Source organism: Methylorubrum suomiense (assembly GCF_022179765.1).
In the GTDB taxonomy this organism is placed as follows: Bacteria; Pseudomonadota; Alphaproteobacteria; order Rhizobiales; family Beijerinckiaceae; genus Methylobacterium; species Methylobacterium suomiense.
Window position 1 is genome coordinate 51,328 of record NZ_BPRE01000009.1, and the last position, 18,837, is coordinate 70,164.

An 18,837-nucleotide genomic window follows, 5' to 3' on the forward strand; every position below is an offset into this window, starting at 1 on the left:
TGAGGGATGGCTACCTGCGGCGCAAACGCACGCCGAAGAGACGCAGCGCGACCAGCAGGACACCGGCATAGGCGAGCGCTCCGGCCATCCCGACCAGCGCGAGCACCGCGACCCCGCGGAAATGGGGAAGCTCCGGTACGATCCGCTCGACGAAGGGGAAACCGTAGATCGCCAGCAGGCCGAGGCCGACGCTCGCACCGGCGACCACCCCGACGGTGACCAGCAGCGTGCGTCCGGGCGCGGTCCAGCCCCGCCGGAGGGCCAGGGTATAGAGGAGACCCAGGTTGATCCACGCGCCGATGGCGGTCGCCAGCGCGAGACCGGCAACCCCGTAAGGACCGGTCAGCACGACTTTCAGCCCGACATTGACGGCGATGCCGGTCAGTGAGGCGTAAAGCGGCGTCTTCGTGTCCTGCCGGGCGTAAAAGCTCGCTACGATCGAGCGCAGCAGCACCACGGCCGGAAGGGCCAGACCATAGGCCGCGAGCACGGCCGCGGCGCGCGTCGCATCCTCGGCCGTGAAGGCGCCACGCTGGAACAGGGCGGCCATGATCGGGCCCGGCAAGGTCAGGAAGGCAACGGCGAAGGGGGCCGAGAGCGCTAGCGAGAAGCCCGCCGCCCGGTTCTGGGCCGCGTGGGCCCCGACGGCATCGCCGGCCGCGAGCCGGCGGCTCATCTCCGGCAGGAGTACGGTGCCCGCGGCGATGGCGATGACGCCGAAGGGAAGCTGATACAGGCGATCCGCGTAATAGAGCGCCGAGACCGCACCGACCGGTAGGAAGCTCGCGATGATGGTGTCGGCGAACGACGCGATCTGAAACCCGGCCGATCCGATCACGGCCGGACCGAGCACCTTGAAGAAGCGGACCATGTTCGGATCGCGCAGGGTCGGACGCACCAGCCGGGGTGCATAGGCCGCGCGCCGCGCATCCCACCACACGAGACCGAATTGCAGCACGCCCGACACCGACACGCCCCAGGCGGCGGCGTAGGCCGCGTTCGGAAACAGGAAGGCCAGCGCCAGGGCCATGAGCATGGCGAGGTTGAGCAGCACCGGCGCGCCGGCGGCGGCGGCGAAGCGGCGATGGGCGTTGAGGATGCCGGAGAACAACGTCACCAGCGTCATGAACAGCAGGTAGGGGAAGGTGATGCGCGTGAGATCGACGGCCAGCGCGAAGCGTCCGGCATCGTCCGCGAATCCCGGGGCCAGCGCCCGCACGATCCAGGGCATCGCCGGCAAGGCCACCGCCAGCAGCGCCACCTGTACGAGCAACATCAGGGTGAAGACGCGATCGGCGAAGCCTTTGGCCGCGCCCGCCGCGCCCGCCTCTTCCAGCCGCGCATAGGCGGGCACGAAGGCGGTGTTGAATGCGCCCTCACCGAAGATCGCCCGGAAATGGTTGGGCAGGCGGAAGGCGACGACGAAGGCATCGGCGATCGGCCCCGCACCCATCACCGCGGCCGTGACCACGTCACGGGCAAACCCGGTGACCCGCGAGATGAGCGTCCAGCCACCGACGGAGAGGATCGAGCGGATCATGCGTTTGGGAGTCGATCCTATGCGAGCCGTCGAAGATCGCTTGAATGATTGGCGGCCGGATCGGCAGCGCCAATCCAATCATCCCCCCCCTCATCCTGAGGTGCCGCAGCGAAGCAAAAGCCTCGAAGGAGGGCTCCAGATCACGCGCGATCTCTGGAGCCCTCCTTCGAGGCCGCTTCGCGGCACCTCAGGATGAGGGGGATAGGTCGATTGACCGATCCCGAAGCGGCCGCCTGCTGTAGGCAGTAAGGCGTCCTGTCGACCCGGGGCAATGACAACCGCGCCACGCCCCGCACGAAAAGGGCCGCCCCATCGCGGATGGGACGGCCCGGAAAAGATGGTTTAGACGGAGACGATCAGGCCTTCGCCTCGCCGTACAGCTTCTCGACATACTCCCAGTTCACGAGGTTCTCGATGAACGCCTTGAGGTAGTCGGGACGGCGGTTGCGGTAGTCGATGTAGTAGGAATGCTCCCACACGTCGACGCCGAGGATCGGGGTCGCGCCGTGGACCAGCGGGTTCTCCCCGTTGGGGGTCTTCTGGATGACGAGCTTGCCGTCCTTGACCGCGAGCCAGGCCCAGCCGGAGCCGAACTGACCGACGCCAGCCTGGATGAAATCGGCCTTGAACTTCTCGTAGCCGCCGAGATCCTCGTCGATCTTCGACGCGAGGGCCGCCGGGGGCTGGCCGCCGCCATTGGGCTTCATCCAATTCCAGAAATGGAGGTGGTTGAAGTGCTGGCCGGCATTGTTGAATAGCGCTTGGTTCGTGCCGTAGCTCGCCTTGACGATTTCCTCGACGCTCTTGCCGGCGAGGTCCGTGCCTTCCAGCAGCTTATTGCCGGTGTCGACATAGGCCTTGTGGTGCTTGTCGTGGTGAAACTCGAGGGTTTCCTTCGACATGTAGGGCCCCAGCGCGTCGTACGCGTAGGGCAGCTCCGGCAGGGTGAACGTCATGCGGGTCTCCTGAGTTATCCGGGCCTCACGGGCGTGGGTCGAAGGGCGTACCGGGGGACGGGCCCGGTGCGCGGCCGGCGAGGCGACGCCGGGTAGGTAAGTCGATCCCTCGGGATCGGCAACGACCGGTGGCGCCGCGAACTGTGGGAGAATAGGGGCGAAGCCGCGGAAACGCCCGATTTGACCGTGCAACGTCCGCCGCGAATTTTGCAATGCGGGTTCCGGGGGTTATCCTATTGCTCCCTGCCGCCCGCGACAGTCATTCGAGAGTGCCATGGTCGTCGCGCTGCTCGCGCTCAGTCTCGTTATGATTCTCGGCGGCGTGGCCGCCGTGGTTCAGGGCTTTCCCTACGTGCGCCTGGAGAGCGGCCTCGCCATGGTGATCGGTGGATCGACCGCGGCATCGGCCGGGGTCATCCTGCTCGGCCTTTCGGCGGTAGTCGATCGGCTGCGCCGGGTGCAGCGGGCGATCATCGGCCTGCGCGAGGAAGGCTTTCAGCAGCCGAGCGCCGGGCCGAGCATGACCGAAGCCCCGTCCTGGCTCGCCGCCCCCGACGATCCCCCTCTCGCCACGCCGTCCGTCGGGTCTTCGGCTGCTCCCGCAGGGCCGATGGCCGGCGCGGCCGGGCTGGCAGGCCTCGGCGCTCTGAGTGCCACCCGGTCCGGTGGACGGGGCAGCGAGCCCGTCTTCGAGGATCCCGAGCCGGCTGCCGCGGCTTCGAGGGAGGTCGAGCCGCTGTTGCCCGATCTCCTGCCGGAGCCTGAGGCTCCCCAGCGTGTCCAGCCAGACGACGAAGTTTACGCCGTGGAGAAAGTCTCCACGCCGAACACCAAGCCGGAACCGAGCCTGCCCACCGCCGAGGGCCTGGGCCTGCGTCCGGCGCTCGATCTGCCGGCCGAGGAAGCTTCGTCCCCCGTGGCACAGCAGCCCGAAACCAAGGTTGACGACGGGAAGTCGACAGAGGCGACGGCGGAAGGCGTTCACACTTCTGACGAAGAGTCCGAACGCCACGCGGTGGGCAGCTATTCGTCGGGCGCCAACACCTACGTGATGTTCTCAGACGGGTCGATCGAGGCGGACACGCCGCGGGGCCGATTCACCTTCGGCTCGCTCGATGAACTCAAGAGCTTCGTCAATGCGGGCGGCGAAGAGGCCCGCGGGGCAGCCTGAGCACTTCGTGACTTGTAGCCCGCCGCGGCTCAAGCCGTTGCAGGGTCAAGGTCTGGGTTCGGTTGCCGCGATCGACTCGATGGACCAAACGTCTCAACGAACACGACAGCGCCGCTCGCGTCTCACGCCCCATCACGCCAGCGGATTGAGCGCCGGGTTTCGCTCCGGAAGGGGCGCGGCGAGCGTCAGGTGGAAGCCCTCCGGCGCATAATCCGTGGTGATCTTCGCCTGGACCTGCGTCGTCAGAACTCGTTGCAGGAGGCGTGAACCGAAGCCCTGGCGGGTCGGCGGCGCGACGGCGGGGCCGCCGCTCTCGCGCCAGTCGAGATGCAGCATGCCCGCCTCGACGCTCCACGTGATGGCGACGCGCCCGCGCCCGGTGGAAAGGGCGCCGTACTTCGCCGCATTGGTCGTCAGCTCATGGATCGCCATGCCGATTGGCACCGCGATGTCGGAGGGCAGATCGACCGGGGGACCGTCCAGGGCGATGCGCAGATCCGGAGAAGTCTCCGTCTCGCTCTCGGTGTAGGGCATCAGCTCGGAGGCGAGCAGGTCGCGCAGATTCGCGGTCTGCCACGTCGCCTCGGTCAGCACGCTGTGAGTATGCGCGAGGGACTTGATGCGGCCGACGAAGGCTTCGTGGAAGTTGTCGATGCTGGTCGCGGTGCGCGCGGTCGAGCCCACGATCGCTTGAACCGTGGCCAGCGTGTTCTTCACCCGATGATGCAATTCGCGGATGAGCAGGCTCCGCCGCTCCTCGGATTGATAATGATCGGTCACGTCGGCAACGACGCCGATCAGACGCCGGGGCAAGGAGCCGGGGCGGCTCCGCTCGAACCGGCCCGCCATATCGATGGTGCGCCACGTGCCGTCGTCGTGGCGGCGGATGCGTCCGGTGGCGTGCAGGATCGTGTCGTCCCGCAACGCCCGCACGATCGCCTGACGGAACATCGAGCGATCGTCGGGGTGCAGGATCTCCTTCAGAAAGGTCGCCTTGCCGATGCTGCCCTCTTCCGGCCGCCGGCCGAATAGGGCGAACATCCGATCGTTTTCCCAGGTCGCCCGATCATCGAGGACGTGCCATTCGAAGATGCCGAGATTGGCGACCGTGGTGGCGACCCGCAGCCGCTCCTCGCGCTCGGCCAAAGCGGCGCGCGCTTCGACCCGTGTGGTGATGTCCTGAACCACACCGACGATGCCGATCGGCGCACCGTCCGGAGACAGGAGCGCCTCTCCGCGGGCCCCGATCCAGATCTCGGAATCGTCCGTAGCGCGACGAAAGCGCGTCTGAAACTCGTAAGGGCGCCGTTCCGCGATCGCTTCGGCGACGGTGATTCCGATGCGCTCCGCCTCGTCCGGGTCGATCCGCTCGCGCATCGCCGCCCACGTCACGGAGCGACCCGGCGCGTAGCCGAGGATCTGTGCCGCCCTGCGTGAGAAGGCCATCTCGCCGGTCTCAAGGTCCCAGCGCCATTCGCCGAGGCCGGCTGCGGTCAAGGCATCGCGATTCTGCTCGGCCCGGACCAGCTCATCGGCATCGACCGGCTCGGCCACCGCCACCGTCTCGCCACCCGCCCCCTCCGAGAGGGACAGGCGCAGATCGATACCGGTGCCATCGGCGCGCCGCCAGCGGTGGATTCCGGCTTCGATGGCGAGCGCGCCGTCCAGCACGGACGTCGCTGACTGACCGTCGAGGCTACCGAGTTCGAGCCCGAGCCAGCGACAGAGACGCGGATTGGCCGCCCGGATGGTCCGGCGATCGGGCGAGAGAATCGCGAGTCCAACCGGCGCAGCCTCGAAGGCAGCCCGGTAGAGGCCGGGCGACACATCCGGCGATCGAGAACCCTGGTCCGCCCGTTCGAGCAATCCGTTCCCCGTTCAGCAGCCCCGGCCGCTTCCACCAGCATGGCCGAGGGCACGGCGACCGGCAAGGCCACGGGGGAGGCAAGCCCTAACTTGGCCGCCGGGTCAACAGCTTGGGCAGGCTGAGTGCCAACATCCGCCCGGCCCTGAAGACGGCGCCCGCGTCACCGGAACCACCCCGGAGCAGGGCGCGTGCAAACCGAACCGGCAGGTTCACGACGAAAGCCGCTGCGAGAACGCCGAACGAAACGACCCGTCCATAATGCTTCTCGGCATAGAGCGCCTGGGCGCGCAGAAAGTAGAACAGGCGCCGATCCTTCACGGCCTCGGTGGTCCCCTGGCCGCGGTGGCGGATCACGGCCTGTGCGGCATGGCACACGTGAAAGCCCGCCGCATTCGTCCGGGTGCAGAGATCGGCATCCTCCCAATAGACGAAGAAGCGCTCATCGAAGCCGCCGAGCCGCGCGAAGAGCGAGCGGCGGATCATCAGGAAAGCCCCCATCACCGCATCGACGGGCCGCGTGTCGGCGTGGTCCCAGTCGAGCCGGAAATGCGGCGCGACGAGTCTCGGAAAGAGGCGGTCGAGAAACAGGGTGTGTGCGACGAGGCTGGCGGCGGTGGGCGTGCGCGCGCAGGTGCGATGGGTCTCCCCGGCCTCATCGACGAGCCGTGCGCCGACGATCCCCGTGCGGCCCTGTGCGTCCAGCACCGCGCGGGCCTGCGCGATCCCATCACGGCTCACCTCCGTATCGGGATTGAGGAACAGGATCGCGTCGGCGGAGCCGAGGGCGGCACCCTGGTTGCAGGCCCGGGCAAAGCCGAGATTGTCGGCATTCCGCAGCACAGTCACGGCAAGGCCGCGCCGTTCGAGGTACGGTAGCGCCAGAGCGTCCACCGAGCCGTCGGACGAGGCATTGTCGACGACGACCACGCGCAGCGATGCAGGATCTCGGCAGTCCGCCAGGCTCGCAAGACAGGCCGCCAGTTGCGACCCGGCGTTCCAGTTGACGATGACGATGTCGAGAGGCGTCACGGCGGCGCGTCCGCGGGTCGACCGAGCCGCCCGAGCAATCCCGCCGCCCCGGCCTTCAGGAGGCGGACCAACAGGCGCGGATCGAAGCCGTGGTGGCCCCAGTAGAGCCCGACCTGCGCGGGGAGGTAAGCCATCTGCTTGAGCTTCCAGCGGGTCGGCACGTGCGGCAGGCGCCAACTATAGGTGGTGTTGCGCACGTAGACGGCCATGCGAAAGGCCGGCTGATCCGGCATCGCCAGCGGCAGGAAGCGGGAACGGATCGTACCGCGCCCGACGCTGTGCGGGATCGCGGTGGCCGGGTCCATCCAGCAGGCAAAGCCCCGCGCCCAGGCGCGGAAGCACCATTCGAGATCGACCGCATCGATGAAGAAGTCTTCGCGGAAGGGCCCGATCACGTCGAAGGCCGCAAGGTCGAGCAGCGAGCCGGAGGTCGCCAGAAACTCCACCGGCAGCAGGGCACCGATGGGGGGCGTGCGCGGTCTCAACGGATAGCGCGGTGCCTTGTGGCCGGGATTGGGCGCGGCGGCCGGACCGATGAGGGCGGGAACGAGCGCTTGCCCCTTCATCGCACCGGCCAGACGGTCCAGGGCGAAGCCCAGCGCGCGGGCCGTATCCGGGGAGGTGTCGGCGTCCTGATCGAGTAGGAACAGGCGGCGGAAACCGGCTGCGGCGGCGGCCTCGGCCAGCCGGTTGAGCGCGGCTCCGATGCCAAGATTACGGCCCTCGCCCAATCGCACCACACCCGGCGTCGTGCCGAGCTGCGACAGGGCATCGGGCGGGATGCCACCGTTGTCGAAGACGAAGATCGGCATCCGCCCGCCGAAGCGCTCCGCGACCCGTACGACCTGCGCCGTCGAGGGGCGAAAGAAGACCACCGCGACGGCGGTGCTGGAGAGGGAATCAGAGGACGACACAGCGCCCCCATTGCGACGGTCCGGCCAGTGAGACAAGAGTTGTGGGCACGGGGCTGACCGTCAAGCTTCGCAGCTCGATGGGCGCTAGCCCACGGTTATCGGAACACCAACCGAGAATCGTTCGTCAGCCGAACTCTCAAGCCGAGGGGCGGCACCCTCCCTGAGGGGATATCGTTCGCATCACCCCCATGGCACGCGACCCCTCCTTGGAAAGCATGGTGCATGACCGCTTAAGGGAAGCGAAATTTCACACGTCGGGAAATTTATCAAATGTTATAAAAAATCAGCGTAACTGAGCACGCGATGTTTCAGCCCGAGACGGATCATCATGATTCGACGCTTCCACGACGATGTCCGCGCCAAGTACGACGCGCTCAATCTCTCGCAAGCCATGATCGAGTTTTCTCTCGACGGAATTATCGTTACTGCCAACGCGAATTTTCTCGCGGCCGTAGGCTATGATCTCAGTGAAGTGAGAGGCTTACATCACAGCCTTTTCCTCGAGCCGTCCTATGCCGGCAGCGATGACTATAGAAAATTCTGGGCGGCGCTGTGTCGTGGGGCCAATCGATCTGCCGAATTCAAGCGCATCGGCAAGAACGGCCGCGAGATCTGGATGCAGGCGAGCTACAATCCCGTGCGGGATCGATCTGGCAATGTCGTAAAGATTATCAAGATCGCGACCGATATCACCGAACAAAAGCGCCAGAATCTCGATGTCGCCGGTCAGATCGCGGCACTAAACCGGTCGCAAGCCATCATCGCCTTCACCCCCGACGGCACGATCCTGGAAGCCAATGACAATTTCCTCGCTGCGGTAGGCTACCGAGCAGAGGAGATCCAGGGTCGTCATCACAACCTGTTCGTCGATCCGGCCGAGCAGGCCGGGGAAACCTATCGATCCTTCTGGACGTCGCTCGCGCAGGGATCGTATCACTCGGCCGAGTTCCGCCGTATCGCGAAGGGCGGGCGGGACATCTACATCCAGGGAAGCTACAATCCGATCACGGACGCGAACGGACGTGTCGTCAAGGTGGTGAAATTCGCCACCGACGTCACCGCCCAGGTGCGCGAGCGCCAGCTTCGAGCCGAGGCACAGCGCGCGATCAGCACCGATCTCGACGCCATCGGATCGGCCGTGGTGGACGTGTCCCAACAAACCGGCGAGGCGGCCCGCACGATCGGTCGGGTGTCCGACGAGATCCAAGCGGTCGCGGCTGGCACGGAAGAGCTCTCGGCCTCGGTCGGCGAAATCAGCCAGCAGGTCAGTTCCGCGGCCCAGATGGCGCAGGATGCGGTCCAGCGGGCCGAACATGCGGGGACCATCATCGGGAGCCTGAGTGATCAAACGGCGCAGATCGGCGCCGTCGTTCTGATGATTCAGGGTATCGCAGCGCAGACCAACCTGTTGGCACTCAATGCCAGCATCGAGGCAGCTCGGGCCGGCGAGGCGGGCCGGGGATTCGCCGTGGTCGCTTCCGAAGTGAAGACTCTGGCCGAGCAGACCGCGCGGGCGACGGACCAGATTCGTGCGCAAATCACGGCGACGCAACAGGCGGCGAAAGACGCGGTTTCCGCGATCGATGCCATTCAGAAGATGATTCGAACTTTGAACGACGTCTCGGCGACCATCGCCTCCGCGGTCGAAGAACAATCGGCCATCACCTGCCAGATCTCGAGCAGTATGCAGACGGCCTCGCGCGAAGCGGTCAGTATCGCCGGTGCGGTCGAGTTGATTGCCGGTGCAACCCGCAACGTCGATGCGGCCACGGGTCAGGTGCGGGAAGTCGCGCGCAAGATCGCGTGACGCACCGCCCCCTAGGCGCGGCGAAGATAGTCGGATGGGCCGAGCGCCCCCTGCCATCGCGTCGCGCAGCACAATTCTGATCAAGTTCTCGGTGGGAGAGGACGCCGTTCGGTGCGTCCTCGGCGGGTGTCGTGTTCCGTCACCTCTGACAAGTTCGACCGGACCGGGAGTGTAGATGAGTCGATGAATGAGTGGCGTTGCCGTCCCATATCCATTCTTCATCTGTGATTGGGATGTGGACGTAAGCGGGTAGGTTCGCTCCATTCATTCCCGCCGCCACAGGGGGCGTCGAGGAAACTTACTCGACGATCAGCTTGTAGCTCTGTCCCGGCTTCACACTCGCGCCCCGTTCCAGACCGTTGAGGACGAGGAACCGGTCCGTGGCGCGGTCCGGCGCCACCATGCGGCGGGAGAAGCTCTCCACCGTGTCGCCGGGCGCCGCGATGACGATACGCAGATGGGCGGGCTTGAGGCTCGCTGCCTCCTCCGGCTCGATCGGGCGCAGGCTCTCGACCCATCGGCGGAAGGCCGGATCGGGGTCGGTCGCGCCCTTGGCCGCCATGATCATACGGTAGGTCGTCTCGCCGACGCGGATCGCCGCGAGGCGGAAAGTCCAGTCCTTGCCCTTCGACAGAGCGGTCACGGTCGGATGCCCGCCGATGATACGGTTCTCGACGGAAGTCGAATCGATGGCGTCGTTCCAGGTGGCGCGCAGCACCTCTTCGAGACCGCGATCGGCGCTGGCCTCGACCTGATCGAACAACAGGCGGCGGCTGCCCTCGGGGGTCGTGCCGAGCACGGCGTTGCGGGTGTTCTCGATGGCGAAGGCATCGGGCACCTCGAAGGCGATGCGCAGGCCCGGATGCAGGAAGCGGCGGCCCCGCACCATGCCGTCGCCGGGATTGTCGCCGTAGGCGAGCCCGTCGATGGCCGCGAGGTAGCGGGCGCGCTCGTCCACCCCGAGACCGGGGGCGCCGATGCGACGCGCCGCGCGGGTCACGAGGGCGATGCGCTCGGTCGTGGCCGGGTGGGTCGCGAGCATGTCCGGTTCGGCCGCGTTGCCGTTGCCGGTCTTGAGGGCCATGGTGCGGTTGAGTGCCTCCAGGAAGCGGCTCGCACCGAACGGGTCGTAGCCGGCCTGGGCCAGCACGCGTACGCCGCTCGTATCGGCCTCGAATTCCTGCTCGCGGGAGAACCGGGCCAGGGTGAACTTGGACTGGTTTTCGAGCTGCGCGCCGGTCACCGGATCGTTCAGAACGTCGGCCACGACGCGGCTGACGAGTTGCGAGCGCAACGCCATCTCGCTGCGGGCCGTGGCATGGCGCAGCGTCACGTGGGCAATCTCGTGCGCCAGCACCGCCGCCACCTCCGACGTGTCGGTCGCGAGCGCGAGCAGCCCGCGGGTGACGTAGAGGCGGCCGCTTGGGAGGGCGAAGGCGTTGACGACGGGCGAATCGAGCAGGGTGACCGCGTAGGCTTCGTCCGGTCGCTCGCTGGCGCGCACCAGCCGCTCGGTGACCTCGGTGAGGAGCTTGTGGGCGGCCGGCGCCCTGTACTCACCGCCGAAGGAGGCGACGAGCTTGGAATGGTCCGCATCGTCGCCGATGCGAACGCGGCCTGTGGTCTTGGGGGCCTGCTCCGGTACCCTAATCGTGGCGGGCGTCAGAACGCTTCCCGTCTGATCGGCGGCGCAGGCCGAGAGGAAGGCCACGAGCCCGATTATGAAGGCATGCGCGGAGAACCGGCCCGCCACGAGCCGATCCTCACGGCGTGCTTGCCGCATCGATCCGTTGTGCCGATCCCCCGTCATGCCGTTCAGCGCCGCAGCGCCTGCTCCCCCTCGACCACCTCGATCGCGTCCCGGCCCGTCAGGTCGATGACCGGCCCCCGACCCATCTCGACCATACCGCGGATTCGCACGAAGCGTCCCTTCAGCGTGGCCGCAGACAAACCATGATCGGCCAACCGGCGCCAAGTGCGTTTCTGCACGGTCACGGTGAGGCCCTGCGCTCCCCGGGGAGCGAAGTCGAGATAGGTCCGGGCGCTGCGTTCACCGACATGGAGGATCCGTCCCACCACGACGGTGAAGCGTCCAGCTCGCGCCGTGAGCGCCGCCGCATCTTCGGCCTCGATCGGGCCCCCCGTCCATATCCCGAGTCCGGCCGCGCGCGGTGCCGCTTCGAGGCTCCGCAGGCCAGGACGGCAGAGAAGATCCGCCTCGCCGGGATCGGCGTAAGCGAGGCCCGCCGCGATCAGCCCTCCCGCAAGATCCTCCGGCTCGCCGCCATCGCTGACCGCATCGACTCGGTGGCGGCCCCAGCGGTCGGCGCTGCCGCGCTCGGTCAGGATGAGCGGCTTCTCGCGAAAGTTGAGCAGCCAAGTGCGCGCGCTGGCCTCGACCGCGGGGTCATCGGTCCAGCGCGCATCCGACAGCACCGCCCGTTGTCCGGATGCGAAGATCAACTCGCCGCGGGGCCCGAGGCCGGCGAGCCGATCCACCCACGCCGGCCCGGCTCGACAGGATTCGTCCGCCGCAACCACCCCCGAGGGCGACGCAGCGCAGAAGGCGGCCAGCAGAAAGAGGCTGCTGCGCCCGCACGGAGGGGCGCTGTCGATCCGGCCGGACGTCATCCGGGGCATCGGGGCGGGCAGGCAGTTCACAGCGCGCGTCTCTGTTATGCCTCGTTGCGGTTGGGCGCCATGATCGTGACGGATCCCGCCCGGAACGGGGCAGGATCGGGTCGCTTCGCTTCTTTCGCTACCACTGCTGCGGACCGGCCACAGCGCATCGCGGTAGCCCAGAATCCTGGGTGAGGCGGAGGCGCCACACCAGTTTGAATTCCGGCAACGGCCACGCTTTTCCCGCGTCGGGTGATCGTCGCGCCTTGTGAGCATCGCAATTGGCAGCAACGGGAGCCCGCAGGTTTTGCGGGAATGTAAGGGGTCTCGATGCCGCGCGGGTTTCTGTCGACCACTGCCTGTGTTGCGCTTGTCATGAGCCTCGGTGCTTGCGGCACGACGCGCTTCGACGCCCCGCGCGACCGTCCGCGACCGCAGGCTGCCCTGGAACCTGCCACACCGGCGCTGCCAGCCGGAACCGTGACGAGTGAGCCGCTGGCGCCGCCGCCCGGCGCGAGCGCGGCTCCCGTCGAACCGCCGCCGCCCAGCGTTGCCGCCGCGCCCTCTCCCGCACTCGCTCCGGAGCCGCCCCCGCCCGCTCCGGCTCCCGTCGTCGCGACGGGCCGCTCCTCGGTGGTGGGCTCGTGGAACGCCACCGATGTCAGCGGTTCCTGCCGGGTCTCGCTCTCGAGCGCACCGGCCCTCGACCTCTACAAGGCCTCGACCTCGGGCTGCGCCAACAAGGATCTGGCCAAGGTTTCGGCCTGGGATTTCCGCGACGGTGAGGTCTACCTGTACCAGCCCGGCGGCACCGTCACGGCCCGTCTGCGCCAAGCCGGCGGCAGTTTGGACGGCGCCCTGTCGAAATCCGGCGCGCAGCTGTCGCTGGCCCGCTGACGGGACGCTCCCTCCCGACCGAGAGGGTGAGCCGACATGATGTCGGTGAACGGTTAGGCCAATCCGGGACGCATTCCGCGCCCCGGCCACTCCGAAACTGCCCGCGCCGTGCGGGGGCTCCCGCCGAAGCGCCGTCAGGGGTTCACCCGCACGCCGAGCAGCACGGCATGCCCTTCGTAGCTCGAATTTGCGCCGGTGCTGGTGAGCGTCGACCAGATATAGCTTCCGCGGAACGTCAGCCACCGATTGAAGCGGTAATCGAGGCGGGCGAAAGCCGAATAGCCGCGTTCACGGATCCGCACACCCTCGTAGGTATTGGCGAGATACGTGGCGCCGAGATTGATCGAGAGGTTTCGGAACAGGTCGTGCTGTACCTCGAGGCTGGCGACGTCGGTAAAGGCGCCGCTCGAGCCGGGCACCGACGTCTCGATGACGCCGGTCTGCTGGTTGAAGCGAACGGTGGTCAGCGGTGAGACCGCCCAGACAAGAGCGGTGTTGACGAGGGGCGCATCGATCGGCCGAAGGGCGCGGTCGACGTAGGAGCGATGCTGCAATCCTGCCGAGATCTCCGCGGTGAGGGCGCGATTGATTTCGATGCTGGCTCCAGCCGTGAAGGCGATGCCGTCGGAATCGCGGCGCAGCCCGGCTTGGTCGACCGGCGTGTCGTAGATGCGGGTATCGATCAGCGTCTCGACGAACGGCGTGAAGACCGGCGAGACCTCGTAGCCGGCGCGCAGCCGCAACCCGTACTGATTGGCGTCACGGTCGCTCTGGCGGATCACCGCGCCGTTGGACAGCCGCGCATCTTCGAACACCTGCCGATCGATCGAGCCGCGCAGGGAGAGTTGGAGACGGTTGAAGTTCTGCTGCACGCCGACCGTCGCACCGTAGCTGGCAAAGAGCGGGCGCGTGGCGGTGGCGGCGTTCAGATCGGGCGAACCGGTGCGCTGAGTGTCGACGAGGAAGCGCGTCTCGACATCGATACGGGTGTCGCGATTGGCATCGACGCGCAGCCGCGAAACGCCGACGGCATTGGGGCGGCTGGCATCCGGATTGTCTGGATATTCGAGATAGCTGCCGCGCATCTCGCTGGTGAACTCGGCCTGAGACCAGTCGCTGCGGACCGACAATTCCGCCTCGCTGCGCAGGACCAGGGACGGTTGCGCGGCGCGGGCAACGGTCTGGTTCGGGTTCGTGTCGTAGCCGAGGCTCTGCGTGAAGGCGGGCAGGATCGTGAAGGTGCCGAGGCGGTAGCCGAGCGGCGCGTAGGCCGGATCGACGGCGTTGGGCCCGGCACGAAAAGCGTTCCCGAAGCCGAGGCCGAGACCCAGACCAAGGATGCCGGCCGGGTTGACGAGGCCGAGCGGTGCAATCGAGGTCGGCAAGGGGATGCCCGAGACCGGGCTCTGGATCACCGGCGATAGTCGCAGATCCGTCGTGCTCTGCTGCGTGCGGATTTGCGTGACCTGCTTGGTTGGCGAGCCGAGTCGCCGCGCCGGCGCCGCCCGCTGGCGCAGGAGGGAAGGCCGCACGCCGTTGACGCTAGCACCGCCGGTCGTGGGAGACCCCGTGCGGAATCGCGGCAGGCGCGCCACGCTGTCGTCCTCGGTGGCGGCCGGAGAAGGAGGCTCGCTCGTCGAGAAGGCGGGATTGCGCGGACCGAACGCGGCCGAACCGAAACCATTCGCACCGGCACCCGATCCACTGCCGCTCGTCGCGCCCGGCGTCGTTTGGGTGAAGACCGAAGAGCCGAGCGCCGAGCCGCCAGGAGCGGAAGCTCCGCTGCCGCCGCGGAGGCTTGAGCCGGCGTCGCTGGCCGAACCACCGGAACGGGGACGAGTGGGCTGGGCGCCCGAATCGGCCCCCTCCGCCGGAGCGATCACCGCGGGATCGACGTCCTGGCCGTAGGTCGGGCCCGCGCTCGGCGCCAGCAGCAGCGCCGCGGCGAGCAGCGGCGCGAAGCCCCGCGGCCGAGCGATGGCGCCCGCCCCGGCGCGGCATCCGCGCTGTCCCGTGATCGGCCGATCGCGTGTCACCGGCAGCGCTCTTTCCCTCGATGCGGCCGGTGGGCCCGCCGCCGACACCCTCGGATCGAGGCCGGTCCACCATGGTTAATGGAGCTATACCGGACAGGGTTAACGGGGGGTTTCGGGCTGTGCAGGCGGCTGGGCACCCGCGTCCAGCTCACGCCTACGTTGCAGGCTACCCTCCAGACCCCCTTGCGACCGCATTTCGGGCTCAGTACGCGAGCGAGACTTCAACGAACGGACGCGACTCCTTCATGGCCCTAGCCCAGCGAATCGAGGAAATGGACGTGGCCGGCGTGGCCCGCTTGCCGGCCATTGCCTCGGCTTTGCGCACCATCGAGACCGAGCGCGACGGACTCGCCTGTTTGATGGCGGCGATCGACAACGGGATGGGTGCGGCCTTCGCCCACGCCGTCGCGCGGATCGGCGCTGGGCGGGGCCGGGTGATCTGCACCGGTATGGGCAAGTCCGGACATGTCGCTCGCAAGATCGCCGCGACCATGGCCTCGACCGGCACGCCCGCCCTCTATGTCCATCCGGCCGAGGCGAGCCATGGCGATCTCGGCATGGTGCAACCCGAGGACGTGGTGCTCGCACTCTCGTGGTCGGGCGAGACCACGGAACTCGCCGACATCATCGGCTACACCCGCCGCTACGGCGTCGCGCTGGTGGCGATCACCGCCAATGCCGCCTCGACGCTCGGACGGGAAGCGGACATCTGCCTCACCCTGCCCAAAGCCAAGGAAGCCTGCCCGAACGGGCTGGCGCCGACGACCTCGACGGCCATGCAATTGGCGCTCGGCGACGCGCTCGCCGTAGCGCTCCTCGAAGCGCGGGGCTTCTCGGCCCGCGACTTCTCGGTGTTCCATCCCGGCGGCAAGCTCGGCGCGTCGCTCCGTCAGGTGCGGGAGGTCATGCATGACGGCGAGCAATTGCCGATCGTGGCTTTGGGAACCCCCATGCGGGCGGCGGTCGCCGAGATCGAAGCCAAAGGGTTCGGCTCGGTGCTGGTCACGGACGCGGAAGGCCGGCTCGCCGGCATCCTCACCGACGGCGATGTGCGCCGGGCGATCTTCACGAAGAACGGCTTTGAAGAACTCGCGGTCGACGCTGTGATGACCCGCAATCCCCGGACCATCACACCGGAGACCCTGCTGGCCAAGGCCCTACAGATCCAAGAGGCAATGAAGATCACCGCGCTCGTGGTGGTCGAGGGTGAGCGCCCGGTCGGTCTCGTCCACTATCACGATCTGTTGCGCACGGGTGTCGCCTGATCGGCTCCCAGGCTCCCCAGTAGTCGTTCCTTTCAAGCGTCCTAACGACTTTCATTGATTGATAAATATCTGTCGCTTGGCTTGCCCAAAGCGACCCGTAGGGTCCGAAATTTCCAAGAATATCGTCCTAAACGTGCGTTAAAATAGCGCTGTCGCACCCGGGAACATCGTCGAGCGTGAGCGTTTGAGGCGTGTCGTTCCAGGGTCACGGACCCCGACGGCATCTTTCGACGACAGGACGCTGCGGTGGCCAGCTCGATGCTGTGACCCGTCGCCCCGCGCCTGCACGGCCGGAGGGCCGGACATACGGCCCCCGTCGAGCGCGCGCGCAATGAGACAGGGGATGGACGATGGAAACCTACAAAGACGCCCTTTCGGGCAAATGTCCCTTCGGCGGTGACCGTATCGGTGGCTCGTTCGCGACGCCGCCGACCCTGGAAGAATGGTACCCCGACCGGCTGCGGGTCGAAACACTGCATCAGAACGGGCCGCAGGCCGATCCGCTCGGCGCCGATTTCGATTACAAGGCGGCCTTCGAATCCATCGATTATGAGCAGCTCAAGGCCGACATCCGTTCGTTCCTGACGAGTTCGGTGCCGTGGTGGCCGTCCGATTACGGCAATTACGGTCCCCAGATGATCCGCATGGCCTGGCACTCGGCCGGCACCTACCGCATTGCCGATGGGCGCGGCGGCGCAGGGGAAGGTCTGCAGCGCTTCGCCCCGATCAGCAGCTGGTGGGACAACGGCAACACCGACAAGTCGCGCCGCCTGATCTGGCCGATCAAGCAGAAATACGGCAACGCCCTTTCCTGGGCCGATCTGATGGTGCTGACCGGTACCGTCGCCCTCGAGATCATGGAGTTCCCGACCTACGGCTTTGCTGCCGGGCGGCGCGATGCCTGGGAGGCGGACAACGCCACTTACTGGGGACCCGAATTGTGGGACCCGAACAACGTCGCTTCCTTCGACGACATGGTGAACCGCGACAAGCGCTGGCGCGGGAAGAACGGCGATCCTGATTACGACCTCGAGAATCCCCTCGCGGCCTCGCATCAGGCGCTGATCTACGTGAACCCGGAAGGGCCCTATGCCAGTGGCGATCCGGCCGCGTCCGCACGCGACATCCGCATCACCTTCACCCGCATGGCGATGAACGACGAAGAGACCGTCGCGCTCATCGCGGGCGGTCACGCCTTCGGCAAGAGCCACGGCATGGTGAAGGCCGACCGCATCGGCCCGCCGCCGGAGATTGCGCCGATGGAGGCCATGGGACTCGGTTGGCACAACCCGGAGGGCTCGGGCGCTGCCGAGCACACCATGACGAACGGCATCGAAGGGTCCTGGGTGCCGAACCCGACGACGTGGGACAACGACTACCTGACGAACCTCTTCAAGTACGAGTGGAAGCAGACCAAGAGCCCGGCGGGCGCCCTGCAATGGCAGCCGATCGATCCGGACGCGCCGCGCACACCCGATGCCCACGTGCCCGGCGAGACCCACCCGCTGATGATGATGACCAGCGACATCGCCCTCAAGGTCGATCCGGTCTATCGCGAGATCTGCCAGAAGTTTCTGAGCGATTTTGACTACTTTACACTGCAATTCTCGAAGGCTTGGTACAAGCTGACTCACCGCGATATGGGCCCGAAGGAGCGGTATTTCGGTCCCGAAGCAAAGATCGAGGACGATCTGCTCTGGCAGGACCCGATCCCACCGGTCGATCACCCGCTGATCGAGGCCGCCGATGTCGAGGCCCTCAAGACGGAGATCCTGGCAAGCGGTCATTCCGTGTCGGATCTGGCCTTCACGGCCTTCTCCTCCGCTTCGACCTATCGCAAGAGTGACAAGCGCGGCGGCGCCAACGGAGCCCGCTTGGCCTTGGCCCCGCAATCCGGTTGGGCGGTCAACCGTCGTACCGTCGGGGTGATCGACAGCCTGCGCGGTATCATGGCGAGCTTCAACGGCAGGGCGTCGGGGGGCAAGAAGGTCTCGCTCGCTGATCTGATCGTGCTCGGCGGGTGCGCGGCGGTGGAGAAGGCGGCCCAAGATGCCGGCGTCGACGTCACCGTTCCCTTCGCGCCGGGGCGGATGGACACGCGGCCGGACCTGACCGACGCGGACAGCTTCGAGTGGTTGAAGCCCGTGGTCGACGGATTCCGCAATTACATCGACGACCGCTTCGCCGAGATCACGCAGGGCAAGGTCGCGCCCGAGCAAGTGTTCTTGGATCGGGCGAATCTGCTGGCGCTCACCGCCCCCGAATGGGTCGCGCTGACGGGGGGATTGCGGGCCCTGAACTTGAACCATGACAGTTCCCGTCACGGCATCTTCACCGACCGCGTCGGCGTCCTGACGAACGACTTCTTCACCGTGCTGACCAGCATGGATTACGAGTGGAAGAAGGCGGACGACTCGGGAATGACCTTCACACTCGACGACCGCGCCACCGGCGAGACGAAGTTCACGGCCACCCGTTGTGACCTCGTCTTCGGGTCGAACGCACAGCTTCGAGCGGTGACGGAAGTCTATGCCGGCACCGATGGGCATGCGCGCTTCGTCCGGGACTTCGTGAAAGTCTGGGACAAGGTGATGAACCTCGACCGGTTCGACCTCAGGGTCTGATCCGCTCGCGGCGACCGGGCGACATTCGGATCGCACGGTCGCCGCGCCAGCTGCGCGTCAAAGCCCGCCCCTCGACAAGCACCGCCATCCGTCCGAAGGAAGGGAGGGGCAG

The 18,837-nt window shown here is 67.1% G+C and carries 13 protein-coding genes; 5 read left to right on the forward strand and 8 right to left on the reverse strand.

The features are described 5' to 3' along the window. Positions 1–10 precede the first annotated feature (10 nt). Together murJ and MFF26_RS15335 are read right to left on the reverse strand one after the other, a co-directional pair. The gene (gene murJ, locus MFF26_RS15330; protein ID WP_137827363.1) at positions 11–1,540 is read right to left on the reverse strand and encodes a murein biosynthesis integral membrane protein MurJ; all 1,530 of its coding nucleotides are present in this window, start codon (positions 1,538–1,540) and stop codon (positions 11–13) included. A gap of 356 nt (positions 1,541–1,896) precedes the next feature. Continuing rightward, positions 1,897–2,496, reverse strand: a complete 600-nt coding sequence (locus MFF26_RS15335; RefSeq protein WP_137827362.1) for a superoxide dismutase — start codon at positions 2,494–2,496, stop codon at positions 1,897–1,899. 274 nt (positions 2,497–2,770) lie between these two features. On the opposite strand from MFF26_RS15335, the gene MFF26_RS15340 reads away from it, so the two are divergent. Further along, entirely contained in the window at positions 2,771–3,667 is an 897-nt protein-coding gene (locus MFF26_RS15340) for a hypothetical protein (RefSeq protein ID WP_137827361.1), read from the forward strand. A gap of 132 nt (positions 3,668–3,799) precedes the next feature. On the opposite strand, the gene MFF26_RS15345 is transcribed toward MFF26_RS15340, so the two are convergent. The 3 genes from MFF26_RS15345 to MFF26_RS15355 all read right to left on the reverse strand — a co-directional run bounded on the left by MFF26_RS15345 (position 3,800) and on the right by MFF26_RS15355 (position 7,477). Then, the gene (locus MFF26_RS15345; protein ID WP_137827360.1) at positions 3,800–5,533 is read right to left on the reverse strand and encodes a sensor histidine kinase; all 1,734 of its coding nucleotides are present in this window, start codon (positions 5,531–5,533) and stop codon (positions 3,800–3,802) included. 85 nt (positions 5,534–5,618) lie between these two features. Next, the gene (locus tag MFF26_RS15350; RefSeq protein ID WP_238308165.1) at positions 5,619–6,563 is read right to left on the reverse strand and encodes a glycosyltransferase family 2 protein; all 945 of its coding nucleotides are present in this window, start codon (positions 6,561–6,563) and stop codon (positions 5,619–5,621) included. Next, the gene (locus MFF26_RS15355; RefSeq protein WP_137827359.1) at positions 6,560–7,477 is read right to left on the reverse strand and encodes a glycosyltransferase family protein; all 918 of its coding nucleotides are present in this window, start codon (positions 7,475–7,477) and stop codon (positions 6,560–6,562) included. The genes MFF26_RS15350 and MFF26_RS15355 overlap by 4 nt, the downstream gene beginning before the upstream one ends. 328 nt (positions 7,478–7,805) lie before the next feature. Here MFF26_RS15355 and MFF26_RS15360 point away from each other — a divergent pair, with 328 nt between their 5' ends. Beyond that, a complete protein-coding gene (locus MFF26_RS15360) occupies positions 7,806–9,284 on the forward strand; it encodes a methyl-accepting chemotaxis protein (RefSeq protein WP_137827358.1) in 1,479 nt (492 codons plus the stop codon). 298 nt (positions 9,285–9,582) lie between these two features. On the opposite strand, the gene MFF26_RS15365 is transcribed toward MFF26_RS15360, so the two are convergent. Both MFF26_RS15365 and MFF26_RS15370 read right to left on the reverse strand, forming a co-directional pair. Further along, complete coding sequence (locus tag MFF26_RS15365) at positions 9,583–11,067, reverse strand: M48 family metalloprotease (protein WP_137827357.1); 1,485 nt, start codon at positions 11,065–11,067, stop codon at positions 9,583–9,585. Between the two features lie 32 nt (positions 11,068–11,099). Then, positions 11,100–11,915, reverse strand: coding sequence for a DNA-binding protein (locus MFF26_RS15370; protein WP_373324481.1), 816 nt, complete (start codon positions 11,913–11,915; stop codon positions 11,100–11,102). A gap of 318 nt (positions 11,916–12,233) precedes the next feature. On the opposite strand from MFF26_RS15370, the gene MFF26_RS15375 reads away from it, so the two are divergent. Further along, the gene (locus MFF26_RS15375) at positions 12,234–12,800 is read left to right on the forward strand and encodes an AprI/Inh family metalloprotease inhibitor (protein ID WP_238308167.1); all 567 of its coding nucleotides are present in this window, start codon (positions 12,234–12,236) and stop codon (positions 12,798–12,800) included. A gap of 134 nt (positions 12,801–12,934) precedes the next feature. Here MFF26_RS15375 and MFF26_RS15380 read toward each other — a convergent pair whose 3' ends face one another. Beyond that, positions 12,935–14,836 carry an outer membrane beta-barrel protein gene (locus tag MFF26_RS15380; protein ID WP_238308168.1) on the reverse strand — a complete coding sequence of 634 codons (1,902 nt, stop codon included), beginning with the start codon at positions 14,834–14,836 and terminating at the stop codon, positions 12,935–12,937. 245 nt (positions 14,837–15,081) lie between these two features. Between MFF26_RS15380 and MFF26_RS15385 the strand changes: the two genes are divergently transcribed. Together MFF26_RS15385 and katG are read left to right on the forward strand one after the other, a co-directional pair. Beyond that, on the forward strand, positions 15,082–16,101 hold the full coding sequence (locus tag MFF26_RS15385) for a KpsF/GutQ family sugar-phosphate isomerase (protein ID WP_283207408.1): 1,020 nt from the start codon (positions 15,082–15,084) through the stop codon (positions 16,099–16,101). 350 nt (positions 16,102–16,451) lie between these two features. Continuing rightward, positions 16,452–18,725 (forward strand): catalase/peroxidase HPI, encoded by a 2,274-nt coding sequence (gene katG / locus MFF26_RS15390; protein ID WP_238308169.1) that lies wholly within the window; start codon positions 16,452–16,454, stop codon positions 18,723–18,725. Positions 18,726–18,837: the final 112 nt, after the last annotated feature.